The 13,249-nt window shown below is 73.8% G+C and carries 9 protein-coding genes; 6 read left to right on the forward strand and 3 right to left on the reverse strand.

The features are described from left to right. The first annotated feature begins 128 nt into the window (after positions 1-128). Positions 129-773: a bifunctional DNA primase/polymerase gene (locus ACQPX6_RS02515; protein WP_433785188.1), complete on the forward strand. Its 645-nt coding sequence runs from the start codon at positions 129-131 to the stop codon at positions 771-773. Between the two features lie 374 nt (positions 774-1,147). Here the strand turns inward: ACQPX6_RS02515 and ACQPX6_RS02520 are convergent, their stop codons facing one another. Further along, a complete protein-coding gene (locus ACQPX6_RS02520) occupies positions 1,148-3,481 on the reverse strand; it encodes a DEAD/DEAH box helicase (protein ID WP_433785190.1) in 2,334 nt (777 codons plus the stop codon). Between the two features lie 222 nt (positions 3,482-3,703). On the opposite strand from ACQPX6_RS02520, the gene ACQPX6_RS02525 reads away from it, so the two are divergent. After that, positions 3,704-6,019, forward strand: a complete 2,316-nt coding sequence (locus ACQPX6_RS02525) for a sodium-translocating pyrophosphatase (RefSeq protein WP_433785192.1) — start codon at positions 3,704-3,706, stop codon at positions 6,017-6,019. A gap of 83 nt (positions 6,020-6,102) precedes the next feature. On the opposite strand, the gene ACQPX6_RS02530 is transcribed toward ACQPX6_RS02525, so the two are convergent. Continuing rightward, a complete protein-coding gene (locus ACQPX6_RS02530; protein ID WP_433785194.1) occupies positions 6,103-6,789 on the reverse strand; it encodes an SDR family NAD(P)-dependent oxidoreductase in 687 nt (228 codons plus the stop codon). 101 nt (positions 6,790-6,890) lie between these two features. On the opposite strand from ACQPX6_RS02530, the gene ACQPX6_RS02535 reads away from it, so the two are divergent. From ACQPX6_RS02535 to topA, 3 genes are all read left to right on the forward strand, one after another. Beyond that, positions 6,891-7,745, forward strand: coding sequence for a helix-turn-helix transcriptional regulator (locus ACQPX6_RS02535; protein ID WP_433785195.1), 855 nt, complete (start codon positions 6,891-6,893; stop codon positions 7,743-7,745). A gap of 52 nt (positions 7,746-7,797) precedes the next feature. Continuing rightward, positions 7,798-8,679, forward strand: a complete 882-nt coding sequence (locus ACQPX6_RS02540) for a hypothetical protein (RefSeq protein WP_433785196.1) — start codon at positions 7,798-7,800, stop codon at positions 8,677-8,679. Between the two features lie 388 nt (positions 8,680-9,067). Then, entirely contained in the window at positions 9,068-11,866 is a 2,799-nt protein-coding gene (gene topA, locus ACQPX6_RS02545) for a type I DNA topoisomerase (protein WP_433788174.1), read from the forward strand. Positions 11,867-11,911: 45 nt separating this feature from the next. Here the strand turns inward: topA and ACQPX6_RS02550 are convergent, their stop codons facing one another. Further along, the gene (locus ACQPX6_RS02550) at positions 11,912-12,577 is read right to left on the reverse strand and encodes an FMN-dependent NADH-azoreductase (protein WP_433785197.1); all 666 of its coding nucleotides are present in this window, start codon (positions 12,575-12,577) and stop codon (positions 11,912-11,914) included. 99 nt (positions 12,578-12,676) lie between these two features. On the opposite strand from ACQPX6_RS02550, the gene ACQPX6_RS02555 reads away from it, so the two are divergent. Then, complete coding sequence (locus ACQPX6_RS02555; RefSeq protein WP_433785199.1) at positions 12,677-13,159, forward strand: MarR family winged helix-turn-helix transcriptional regulator; 483 nt, start codon at positions 12,677-12,679, stop codon at positions 13,157-13,159. The last annotated feature ends 90 nt before the right edge of the window (positions 13,160-13,249 follow it).

A 13,249-nucleotide genomic window follows, 5' to 3' on the forward strand; every position in this document is an offset into this window, starting at 1 on the left:
CCGAGAGCCACGCTCAGCGTGTGATCACGGCCGATGGGCGATGACGGGTGGCGCACCCACGTGTGCATGCCGTTACTGGGAACAGGACGCGGACTGAAACCAGTCAGACCTGGTCCGAGGAGGAGCCGATGCAGTGGTGGGACAGCTACCGCGCCGTCTACGGCACGGAGCTCCGCGCCGAGGCCATGGTGCTCGCCGACCACGGCTGGGCGGTCGTTCCCGGCACCTTCCCCCAGGGTGAGGTGTGGAGCGGGTGCCCCGACGCCCCCCAGGCCGGACCGTGCCCCGTGCTCGACGAGTGGGCCCGGCGCGCGTCCACCGACTGCGACCAGATCGCCGAGTGGTGGTCGGGCCTGCCGTACTCGATCCTCCTGCCGACCGGGCTGACCTTCGACGTGCTCGAGGTGCCGGCCACCGTCGGCCGCCGCGCCGCCGCGGTGCTCCGCGCCGTCGGGGTGCCCGTACCGATCGCGGCGACGCCGACCGGTGAGTGGCTGTTCCCCGTCGGCGCCGGCGAGCCCCTGCGCCCGGACCTCGCCGAGCGCGCCGGCATCGTCCTGCACGGGCGCGGCAGCTGGTTCGCCGCGCCGCCCTCGACCTACCCGCAGGGCTCGGTGCACTGGCGGGTGCGCCCGTCGGCCTGCGGCTGGAACCTGCCCGACCCGTTCCGTGTGCAGGACGCGCTGGCCGAGGCCGTCGCCCAGCGCCCGACCGTCGCCGGCGGCGGGTCGACCTACCGACTCGCCACCGTCGCCACCGGGATCCGTTCCTAGACCCCGACCGCAGGACCAGCACCACCCACAACTCCACACATCGGGTCCCCCAGGACGACGCCGAGCGAGGTTGACGACAGGCGGCACGAAGCGCAGCGGAGCTGCCGCGCCGAAGGCCGAAGACAGCCGCGCCCGTCGCCCACCCGGACACCCACGCCGACGCGCCGGTCCACCCGTCGCGACCGGCCGGCGGTCCGGGACGGGGAGGACCCCGCGGCGGTGGGCCGCACGCGACACGCATCGCGCGGCCCACCGCCGCCCCACACGGCGCCGCAGGCCGGGTCGACGACCTCCCCGGCCTGCGGCGTGAAGACCTCGCCGCGGGTCGGGCGGACCCCGAACCCCCGACCCGCGGCGGAGCCCAGAGCGAGAGCTCAGCCCTCCGCCAACCGCCCCAGCACGGCGTCGAGGACGAGGATCGCGCCCGCCTTGTCGAGCGGGTCGTTGCCGTTGCCGCACTTCGGCGACTGCACGCACGACGGGCACCCCGACCGGCACTCGCAGGCCGCGATCGCCTCGCGCGTGGCCGTCAGCCACTCCCGGATCGCCTCGTGCGCCCGGTCGGCGAACCCCGCGCCGCCGGGGTGGCCGTCGTGCACGAACACCGTCGGCCGGCCGGTGTCCGGGTGCATGGCCGTGGAGACGCCGCCGATGTCCCAGCGGTCGCAGGTCGCGACCAACGGCAGCAGCCCGATCGCCGCGTGCTCGGCGGCGTGCAGGGCGCCCGGCCACCGCGACGGCTCGAGCTCCGCCGTGAGCAGCGCCGACTCCGGCAGCGTGTACCAGACCGACCGGGTGCGCAGGCAGCGCGCAGGCATGTCCAGCGGCGTCGAGTCGAGCACCCGCCCCGAGGGCAGCTTGCGCAGGAAGCCCACGACCTGCTCCGTGACCTCGACGGTCCCGAGGCAGACCTGCAGGTCGCCGTACGTCGCGCACTGCTCGGTCTCCTCGACGGTGATGTCGATGACCGAGCGCGCCTGGGTCGTCCACTCCGGGTCCTCGGCGTGCAGGTGGGCGAGGCCCTCGTCGAGGTCCAGGGTGTCGACGACGTAGCTCTCGCCCTGGTGCAGGTGCACGGCGCCCGGGTGGATCGTCGCCGGCGCGGTGCCCGGGTCGACGGTGCCCAGCACCCGCCCGGTGTCGGACTCGACGAGCACGATCTGCTCGCCGCCGCTGCCGCGGATGTCGACGCCGGCGTGCGGGCGGTCGGTGGGGTGCGACCAGAACCAGCCCCCGCGGCGCCGTCGCAGCAGCCCCTCGGCGACGAGGTCGTCCACGACGGCCAGGGCGGCGTCCCCGCCGAGCGCGGACACGTCCTCGCGCGTCAGCGGGATCTCCGAGGCCGCGCACGCCAGGTGCGGGGCGAGCACGTAGGGGTTGGTGGGGTCGAGCACGCAGCGCTCGAGCGGGGCGCCGAGCATCGCCTCGGGGTGGTGCACGAGGTAGGTGTCCAGCGGGTCGTCGCGCGCCACGAGCACCACCAGCGCGTCGTCGCCCGAGCGCCCGGCGCGTCCCGCCTGCTGCCAGAACGACGCGCGCGTCCCGGGGAAGCCCGCGACCACCACGGCGTCGAGGCCCGCGATGTCCACGCCCAGCTCGAGGGCGTTCGTCGTCGCCACCCCGCGCAGCGTCCCCGACAGCAGCGCCTGCTCCAGCGCGCGGCGCTCCTCGGGCAGGTAGCCCGCGCGGTACGCCGCGACCTGCTCGGCGAGCTCGTCGTCGACCTCCGCGAGCACCCGGCGGGCGTTCAGCGCCGTCAGCTCGGCCCCGCGCCGCGACCGGACGAAGGCGAGCGACCGGGCGCCCTCGAGGACGAGGTCGGCGAGCATCCGCGAGGTCTCCGCGCCCGCCGAACGCCGCACCGGCGCGCCGTTCTCGCCGGTGACCTCTTCGAGCAGTGGCGGTTCCCACAACGCGACGGCCCGGGCGCCGCGCGGCGACCCGTCATCGGTGACCTCGCCCACGTCCAGGCCCGTCAGCACCGACGCCGACACCGCCGGCTCGGACACCGTCGCCGACGCCAGCACGAACGTCGGGTACGCGCCGTAGCGGGCGCACACTCTGCGCAGTCGGCGCAGCAGCAGCGCGACGTGCGAGCCGAACAGCCCGCGGTAGGTGTGGCACTCGTCGACGACGACGTAGCGCAGCCGGCGCAGGAACGTCGTCCAGCGCCCGTGCCGGGGCAGCACGCCGCGGTGGAGCATGTCCGGATTGGTGAACACCCAGTTCGCGTGCTGGCGCACCCAGTCGCGTTCGGGAATGGGGGTGTCGCCGTCGTACGACGCCGCGCGCACCCCGTCGACGCGCAGGTCGAGCACGGTGCGCAGCTGGTCGGCGCCCAGCGCCTTGGTCGGCGAGAGGTACAGCGCGGTGGCCCGCGGATCCGCGTTCAGGCTGGTCAGGACGGGTAGCTGGTAGGCCAGCGACTTCCCCGACGCGGTCCCGGTGGCGACGACGACGTGCTCGCCGGCGTGCGCCCGGTCGGCGGCCGCCCGCTGGTGGCTCCAGGGCTGGTCGACGCCGCGGGCGAGCAGCGGGGCGCGCACGACCTCGGGCACCCAGTCCGGCCAGCCGTCGGTCTTGCCCTCGCGCGCCGGGACGATCTCGGCGTGGGTCAGCGGGCTCTCGCCCTCGGGTGTGCCGGCGAGGACGCGGCGCAGCAGCACCGAGCCGCGGCTCGCGCCCCCGAGCACGTCATCCCCACCCACGTACGCCGACCCTGACACAGCCCGTCCCGTCCTGCTCCGACTCGTGAAAGAAGCGCACCTCACAGCGCCCGGGGGAACTGCCGTGCGACCGCATGACCTGCACCTCCTACACTGCGGCACCTGTCCACCACCCGGCGTGCCGGGTGGTGGCTGAATCACGCGCCGAGGTCGCCGCGAGGCCTGGCCGGGCGCGTCGTGGGCAAGTGCCAACCGGGAGGCTGGATGCAAGGGTCCGTCCTCGCCGCGGGGATCTCGTTCTCCGCGAGCGACAACATCGTGGTCATCGTGGTGGCGGCCGTCGCCGTCATCGCGCTGATCATCGGCGTGGTCCTGCGCCAGCAGGTCCTCGCCGCCGACGAGGGCACGCAGGGGATGCGTGACATCGGCCGTGCCGTGCAGGAGGGCGCCAACGCCTTCCTGACCCGCCAGTTCAAGACGCTGGCGCCGTTCATCATCGTGGTCTTCCTGGTGCTCTTCGCGCTGCCGGCCGGCAGCACCGGCGAGCTGATCGGGCGCTCGATCGCGTTCGTGGTCGGCGCGCTGTTCTCGATGGCCATCGGTGGGCTGGGGATGAACCTCGCCACGAAGGCCAACATCCGCGTGGCCGCCGCGGCCAACGAGCCCGGCGGGCGCGACAAGGGCGCGAAGATCGCCTTTCGCACCGGCGGCGTGGTCGGCATGGCCACCGTCGGCCTGGGTCTGCTCGGCGCCTCGGTCGTCGTGCTCATCTTCGTCGAGGAGGCCCCGCGCGTCCTCGAGGGCTTCGGCCTCGGCGCCGCCCTGCTCGCCATGTTCATGCGTGTCGGCGGCGGCATCTTCACCAAGGCCGCCGACGTCGGCGCCGACCTCGTCGGCAAGGTCGAGCAGAACATCCCCGAGGACGACCCGCGCAACGCCGCGACGATCGCCGACAACGTGGGCGACAACGTCGGTGACTGCGCCGGCATGGCCGCGGACCTCTTCGAGTCCTACGCGGTGACCCTGGTCGCCGCGCTGATCCTCGGCTCGGTCGCCTTCGGCACCATCGGCCTGATCTACCCGCTGATCATCCCGGCGATCGGTGTCCTCACCGCGATCATCGGTGTGTTCATCACCCGCACCCGCGAGGGCGAGAACGCGCTGCGCGCGATCAACCGCAGCTTCTACGTCTCGGCCGTCATCTCGATCGTGCTCTGCACGGTCGCGGCCTTCACGTACCTGCCCTCGAGCTTCGCGGGCCTGCGCGGCGTCGTCGCGGAGCGTCTCGTCGAGACGGGCCAGACGCTCGAGAGCCTGGGCAACCCGCAGCTCATCGCGGCCGCCGCGGTGGTCATCGGCATCGTCCTGGCGATCGTCATCCTCGCGCTGACCGGCTACTACACCGGCACCGAGACCCAGCCCGTCAAGGACGTCGGCACCAGCTCGCTGACCGGTGCCGCGACGGTCATCCTGGCCGGCATCTCGGTGGGCTTCGAGTCCGCCGTCTACACCGCGCTCGTCATCGGCGCGTCGGTCTACGGCGCGTTCCTGCTCTCGGGCTCGGTGTTCGTCGCGCTGTTCGCCGTGGCCCTCGCGGGCACCGGCCTGCTGACCACGGTCGGCGTCATCGTCGCCATGGACACCTTCGGCCCGGTCTCGGACAACGCGCAGGGCATCGCCGAGATGTCCGGCGACGTCGAGGGCGCCGGCGCGGACATCCTCACCGAGCTCGACGCGGTGGGGAACACCACGAAGGCGATCACCAAGGGCATCGCCATCGCCACCGCGGTGCTCGCGGCGACCGCGCTGTTCGGGTCGTACAACGACGCGATCATCACGGCCTACCGCGAGGCGGGCCAGGCGATCGGCGACATCTACAACGTCACCGCCCCGAACATCCTGGTCGGCATCATCATCGGTGCGGCCGTCGTGTTCATGTTCTCGGGCCTCGCCGTCAACGCCGTGTCCCGCGCCGCGGGTGCGGTCGTCTACGAGGTGCGCCGCCAGTTCCGCGACAACCCGGGGATCATGGACGGCACCGTGCGGCCCGAGTACGGCCGCGTGGTCGACCTGTGCACCCGGGACGCGCTGCGCGAGCTGGCCACGCCCGGCCTGCTCGCGATCCTCGCCCCGATCGCCGTCGGCTTCGGCCTCGGCGTCGGGCCGCTCGCGGGCTACCTCGGTGGCGCGATCGCGGCCGGCACGCTCATGGCGGTCTTCCTGGCCAACTCCGGTGGGGCCTGGGACAACGCCAAGAAGCTGGTCGAGGACGGCAACCACGGTGGCAAGGGGTCGGCCGCCCACGAGGCGACGATCATCGGTGACACGGTCGGTGACCCGTTCAAGGACACCGCCGGCCCGTCGATCAACCCGCTGATCAAGGTCATGAACCTGGTCTCGGTGCTGATCGCCCCGGCCGTCGTCGCCCTGTCGGTCGGCGTGGACGCCAACCCGGCGGTCCGCATCACGATCGCGGTCGCAGCGCTGGTGGGCATCGTCGTCGCGGTCTACGTGTCGAAGCGCCGCTCGACGGCGATCGCCGACTCCAACCAGGACGCCCCGGCGACCGCGCAGGTCTGACGCGGGCGGTTCTGTACTGAGCGAAGGGCCCCTCCGGTCGATCTCCTCGACCGGAGGGGCCCTTCGTTCGTCTCAGGACCGCTTCACCACGGCACCACGCCGTCGCGCTGCAGGAAGCGTCCCGACGAGCCGGTGGTGTCGAGGGCCGCGGCGACGATCGCGTCGGTGCCCTCCTCGACGCTCTGGGTTCCCTGGTGGTCGTTGAGGTCGGTGGCGGTGAAGCCCGGGTTGACGACGGTGACGAGCACGTCGGGCAGGGTCTTCGCGTACAGGATCGAGGCCATGTTCAGCGCCGCCTTCGTCGCCGGGTAGGCCAGGTGCGGGTGACGGTCCCAGCGCCACGCGTCCATGTCGGTCAGCGACCCGAGGCTCGACGAGACCATCACCAGCCGCGGCCGCTCGGCGCGGCGCAGCAGCGGCAGGAACGCGTGGGTGACGCGGATCGGCCCGAACAGGTTCGTCTCGAACGCGGGGCGCAGGTCCTCGACGCCCGCCGCGGCGGGCTCGAGCAGCGGGTGCCCGGCCACCGCCGCGTTGTTGACCAGCACGTCGAGGGTCCCGACGCCGTCCTCCACCTCCTTGGCGGCGGCCGCCACGGAGGCGTCGTCGTCGACGTCGAGGGCGATCGGGCGGATGTCGAGGTCGGACGGCCAGGTCACGGCGTCGGGGCGACGGCAGCCGGCGAGGACGGTCCAGCCCTCGGCGGCGAGGCGGCGGGTGGCCACGGCGCCCAGGCCGCGGGACGCCCCGGTGATCAGTGCGGTGCTCATGGCCCCACGCTGCGCCGGTTCCGGGGCGCCGCCCAGGGAGCGCGGAAGCGGGGACCGGCGGTACCAGGCTGCGGGCGCCCCGACGAGGCACGCTGGAGCACGTGCCCCGCGGAGACGTCACCGACCTGGCGGCGGCGATGCGCCAGTGGCGCGAGCGCCTGACGCCCGCCGACGTCGGCCTGCCCGCCGGCCCGCGGAGACGCACGCCCGGCCTGCGGCGCGAGGAGGTCGCGCGGCTCGCCGGCGTCTCGGTCGACTACGTCGTGCGCCTCGAGCAGGCGCGCGGCCCGCATCCGTCGGAGTCGGTGCTGGGGGCGCTGGGCCGCGCGCTGCGGCTCACGGGCGCCGAGACCGCGCACCTGTTCGACCTCGCCGGCGTCGCCCGGCCGGGCTCGGGGCGGGTCGTCGAGGTGGTGCGGCCCAGCGTCCTGCGGCTGCTGGACCGGATGCAGGACCTGCCCGCGATGCTCGTCAGCGCCCGTCACGACGTGCTCGCCTGGAACCCGCTGCTCGAGGCCCTGCTCGGCGACCTCTCGGCGATCCCGCGCGCGCGGCGCAACCTGCTGTGGTTGCGCTTCGGGCCGCGCGGGCGCGAGGGTCACGCGCTGGTCGTCGACGGCGACGGGCGGCGCGACACGATCGACCGCTCCGCGGTCGCCCACGCCCGGGCGGCGCTCGGGCGCTACCCTTACGACGCCGTGCTGCGGGGGCTGGTCGACGAGCTGGTCGCGACGAGCCCGGAGTTCGCGGCGCTGTGGGCCCAGCGGCCGGTGCAGGAGCAGCGGCTGGACCGCAAGCGCTTCGAGGTGCCCGGCGTCGGCCGGCTGACGCTCGACTGCGACGCCCTCGAGGTGCCCGGCGACGACCAGCGGCTCGTCGTCTACTCGGCGACGCCCGGCAGTCGGGACGCCGAGCTGCTCGACCTCCTGCGCGTCGTGGGGCTGCAGACCGTCTGAGCGGGTGTCGGACCACCGGTCCGTTCGAACGCGTGTTCTAGGCTGCGCGGCCGTGGGGCAGCTGTCGTTCTGGTCGGCGGACGCCCGTCCGCGCGGTCTGGACGACCTCGAGGGCCTGCTGTGCGGGCCCGGGTACGCGGAGCTCTTCGGCCGGGGGTCGGCGGCGCGGCTGGTGATCGTGCTGGGGGCGGAGCCCGAGCCGGAACCCGAGGGGGAGCTCGAGTCCGAGGAGGAATCTGTCGAGGACGAGCCCGAGGAGCTCGAGGCCCCGCTGGCGATCGAGGCCGCGCCGGACCTCGACCCCGACGACCTGGCGTTCCTGGACCTCGACCCCGACGAGCTCGCCGCCCGCCTGGGGCTCGCGCCGAGCCTGGCCCCCGCCGCCGTGTCCCCGCCGCGAGCGGGGGGCTTTCCTGGCGTTGAACGCCAGCGTGGCCCCCACGCTGGCACACAGGCGACCACCACACACGCCAAGCCCGACGACCCTGTCGCCAGGTGGCGGGCGCGGGCGGTGTGCTGCGCGCTGCGGGTGCGGGGGGTGCCGGCGGAGGTCGGGTGCGCCGGGGACGGGCGACCCGAGGTGCGCACCGCGTTCCGGTCCGACCTCGTCGACCTCGCCCGCCGCTGGACCACGCCGGACGGAATGAAGGCCGTGCCCGAGGGGTTCGAGCTGGACGGACCCCGGTTGGGGCTGTGGGTGCTCGCGGCCGGCGCGCACGAGGGCCGGGCGTACACGCTCGGCCTCGACCCCGGGGCCCGCGACCTCGACGAGGTCCTGCTCACGGCGAGTCGCCGGGCGGGGCTCGGTGCGGCCCTGGCCGGTCCGGGTCGCCCGCCGGCCCTGCGCGTCGTCGGCACCCGGCGGCAGCGCCGTCTGGGCGAGCTGGTGGGGCGCCCGCCCCGCGATCTGACCGACGGCGTCTGGCCGGTGTGAGGCCTGCGACACCACGTCGACGGGTCGGGCACCGGGCCCGTACGCAGGGGCGATCGGTCCGGCACGGCGGCCGGTCGACGGTGCTCCGCGACCCGGGTCGGGCCTCCGGCCACCGGTGCAGCCTGGTGTCCGGAACACCGTGAGGCACACTGGCGACGAGTGGCGTCCTGCCACCGGTACGACGAGACGAGGCATGCCCGTGGCGACGACGAAGGGCCCGACAGCACGCAGCGCGACCACCGAGGCCGAGGCCCCGACCGAATCCGGGTCGGCGGCAGGGTCGGGGAAGCGCGCGACGTCGGGCGCGAAGTCCGGGGGCAAGAGCGCCGGCGGCGGGAAGAAGACCGGCCGCGGCGGCGCGACCCCGGCGGGTGACGGCGGCCGCCGTCTGGTGATCGTCGAGTCCCCGGCCAAGGCCCGCAAGATCGCCGACTACCTCGGCTCCCGCTACATCGTCGAGTCCAGCCGCGGCCACATCCGCGACCTGCCGCGCGGCGCCGCGGACGTGCCCGCCAAGTACAAGGGTGAGTCGTGGGCGCGCCTCGGCGTGGACGTCGACCACTCCTTCGAGCCGCTCTACGTCGTCTCCGCGGACAAGAAGTCCACGGTCTCCGAGCTCAAGGAGGCCCTCAAGGAGGTCGACGAGCTCTACCTCGCGACGGACGGCGACCGCGAGGGCGAGGCGATCGCCTGGCACCTGCTGGAGACCCTCAAGCCCAAGGTCCCGGTCCGGCGGATGGTGTTCCACGAGATCACCGAGTCGGCGATCCAGGCGGCCGCCGCGAACCCGCGTGACCTCGACCAGGATCTCGTCGACGCGCAGGAGACCCGGCGCATCCTCGACCGGCTCTACGGCTACGAGGTCAGCCCCGTGCTGTGGAAGAAGGTCATGCCGAAGCTCTCGGCGGGCCGGGTGCAGTCCGTGGCGACCCGCGTCATCGTCGAGCGCGAGCGCGAGCGGATGGCGTTCGTGTCCGCCGGCTACTGGGGCATCGACGCCCAGCTCCGGGCGACGGAGAAGAAGGACGATCAGGCCCCGCGCAACTTCAAGGCCGCGCTCACGACCATCGACGGTGCCCGCGTGGCGACGGGTCGCGACTTCGACTCGCGCGGTCAGCTCAAGAGCGACGACGTCCGCCGCCTCGACGAGGGCGATGCCCGGCGGCTGGCCGAGGCCCTCGCCGACCGCGAGTACACGGTCTCCTCGGTGGAGGAGAAGCCGTACACGCGCAAGCCCTACGCGCCGTTCATGACCTCCACGCTCCAGCAGGAGGGTGGTCGCAAGCTGCGGTTCTCGGCCGAGCGGACGATGCGCACCGCGCAGCGCCTGTACGAGAACGGCTACATCACCTACATGCGCACGGACTCCACGACGCTGTCGGAGACCGCGATCAACGCCGCGCGCAACCAGGCCCGCGACCTCTACGGCGACGAGAACGTCGCCGAGAAGCCGCGCCAGTACACGCGCAAGGTGAAGAACGCGCAGGAGGCCCACGAGGCGATCCGGCCGGCGGGGGAGTCGTTCCGCACCCCCGGCCAGGTCGCCAACGAGCTCTCCGGTGACGAGTTCCGCCTCTACGAGCTGGTCTGGCAGCGCACGATCGCCAGCCAGATGCGCGACGCGCGCGGCACGACGATGAGCGTGCGGATCACGGGCACCGCGGCCACGGGCGAGGAGTGCACCTTCTCCACGTCCGGGCGCACGATCACGTTCCCCGGTTTCCTGCGCGCCTACGTCGAGACCGTGGACGAGGAGGCCGGCGGCGAGGCCGACGACGCCGAGAGCCGCCTGCCGCGCCTCGCGGAGGGGGACGGCTGCGCCGCGGAGTCGCTGGACCCCGAGGGCCACAGCACCAACCCGCCCGCCCGCTACACCGAGGCGAGCCTGGTGAAGACGCTCGAGGAGCGCGGCATCGGCCGGCCCTCGACCTACGCGTCGATCATCAACACCATCCAGGAGCGCGGCTACGTCTGGAAGAAGGGCAGCGCGCTCGTCCCCAGCTGGATCGCCTTCGCGGTAATCGGGCTGATGGAGATGCACTTCGGGCGCCTCGTCGACTACGACTTCACCGCGTCGCTGGAGGACGAGCTCGACGCCATCGCCGCCGGCAACACCCGGCGCGAGACCTGGCTGTCGCACTTCTACTTCGGCGCCAACGGCAACGGGACCGTCAACGGCAACGGGCACGGCGCCGACAGCGGCGCCCAGGGCGTCGAGGCCGCGATGTCCCAGGCGGGCGGGCTCAAGAAGCTCGTCGGCGACAAGCTCGAGGGCATCGACGCGCGGCAGGTCAACTCGCTGCGGATGTTCGCCGACTCCGAGGGCCGCGACGTCGTGGTCCGCGTCGGGCGGTACGGGCCCTACCTCGAGCGGACGATCACCGAGGACGGCGAGGAGAAGTCGCAGCGGGCGAACCTGCCCGACGACCTCCCGCCCGACGAGCTCGACCTCGCGCTGGCCGAGGAGCTGTTCTCGACCCCGCAGGAGGGGCGCTCGCTGGGCACCGACCCGACGACCGGGCACGAGATCCTCGCCAAGGAGGGCCGCTACGGGCCCTACGTCACCGAGGTCCTGCCCGAGGGCGCCAAGGAGAAGCCGCGCACCGGCTCGCTGTTTGCGTCGATGACGCTCTCCGAGATCACGATCGACGACGCGCTCAAGCTGCTGAGCCTGCCGCGCGTCGTCGGCACCGACCCCGAGTCGGGCGAGGAGATCACCGCGCAGAACGGCCGCTACGGGCCCTACCTCAAGAAGGGCAAGGACTCCCGGTCGCTGGACAGCGAGGAGAAGCTGTTCACGGTGACGCTGGAGGAGGCCCAGAAGCTCTACGCGCAGCCCAAGCAGCGCGGGCGGGCCGCGGCCAAGCCGCCGCTCAAGGAGCTGGGCACCGACCCCGCGTCGGGCAACCAGATGGTCGTCAAGGACGGCCGCTTCGGCCCCTACGTCACCGACGGCGAGGGCGTGAACGCCTCGCTGCGCAAGGGCGACGCGGTGGAGAGCCTGACCGACGAGCGGGCGGCCGAGCTGCTCGCCGAGAAGCGGGCGAAGGACGGGACGAAGCCCGGAGCCAAGAAGACGGCGGCCCGCAAGGCCCCCGCCAAGAAGGCCCCGGCGAAGAAGGCTCCCGCCAAAAAGGCCACCGCGAAGACCGGTACCGGCACGAAGCGCGGGACGCCGACCACGTGACGCCCGTCGGGACCGTGTCCCCGAGACACGGTCCCGACGCGGCGCTCACGCCACGCGCGTCAGGGCCTCCGCCACCGACCGGGCCATGTCCCGGCCGACGGTTTCGGCGTGCTCGTGCGCGGCGGCCCGCACCTGGATCGCCAGCGGGCGCAGCTCGGCCATCGCCGGCACGGTCTCGGCCAGCGTCAGCTCCGCCTCCACGACCGTGACGTCGCCGCCCCACACGTCGGCGAGCATGCGGACGATCCAGCCGGTGGCGTGGTCCCACCCGGCGCGCGGCGTGCCCTCGCCGTAGCCGCCGCCGCGCGCGATCACGAGCGTGACCGGGCGGCCCGCGAGCGGGGACGTCCCGGGCGCGAAGCGGGGATCGGTGACGAGCATGTCGATCCAGGTCTTGAGGTGCTGGGACACCCCGAAGTTGTAGAGCGGCGTCGCGACGACGACGGCGTCGGCGCCGGCGACCTCGTCGGCGAGCCGTGCGGCGAGCTCGACGGCCGCCCGCTGCGCGTCGGTGCGCTGGTCCTCGGGCGTGAAGCCCGCGAGCGCGGCGTCCGGCCAGGCGTCGGCCGGGACCGGGTCGATGCGGAGGTCGCGCCGGACCACGGTGTCGGTCGGGTGCTGGTCGAGGTAGGCCCGCTCGAGCGTGTCGGCGACCTCGCGGCTCACCGAGCCCTCGGTGCGGATGCTGCTGTCGAGGCGGAACAGGGTCACGTCGTCCTCCGGGGAGCGCGAGAAGAGCTGTCGGCAAGATGTTCTGGCGTACAGACCATCTTGTCAACAGACGTGCTCGGCAGCCGCTAGTCTGTGGGCGTGACCACTCCCCGCGTCGAGGCCGACCTGGGCTGGGCCCTGGGCCGGGTCACGCGGGCCTACCTGCGCACCGCGGCGGACGTGGTGTCCGGCCTCCCCGGCGGCCCGCGCGGCTACCAGGTGCTCGCCGGCCTGGGCGAGGGGCCGCCGCGCACGCAGCTCGCGCTGGCGCGCACCCTCGGCCTGGACCGGACGGTGATGACCTACCTGCTCGACGAGCTCGAGAGCGCGGGCCTCGTCGAGCGCCGGCCCGACCCGGCCGACCGCCGCGCCCGCCACGTCCTGCTCACCGAGGCGGGCCGGGCGCGGCTCTGCGAGTTCGAGCGCCGCCTGCGCGACGCCGAGGACGAGCTGCTCGCCCCCCTCGAGCCCGCCGAGCGCGACGTGCTCCGCACGCTCCTGCAGCGGCTCGCGGTCGGCCGCGAGGGTGGGTCCGCGTGCCAGGTCGCCGAGGAGATCGCGGTCGCGGACGGGACCTGCTGAACGGCCCCGATACCCTCTCCCCGGTAGCCGCCGAGGCGAGGGGTGATCCGGGATCGACGAGCAGCTCAGTGGTGGCAGCACCGAGGCGCC

Origin of the sequence: Actinomycetospora sp. CA-101289 (assembly GCF_050955895.1) — a bacterium.
Classification (GTDB): domain Bacteria; phylum Actinomycetota; class Actinomycetes; order Mycobacteriales; family Pseudonocardiaceae; genus Actinomycetospora.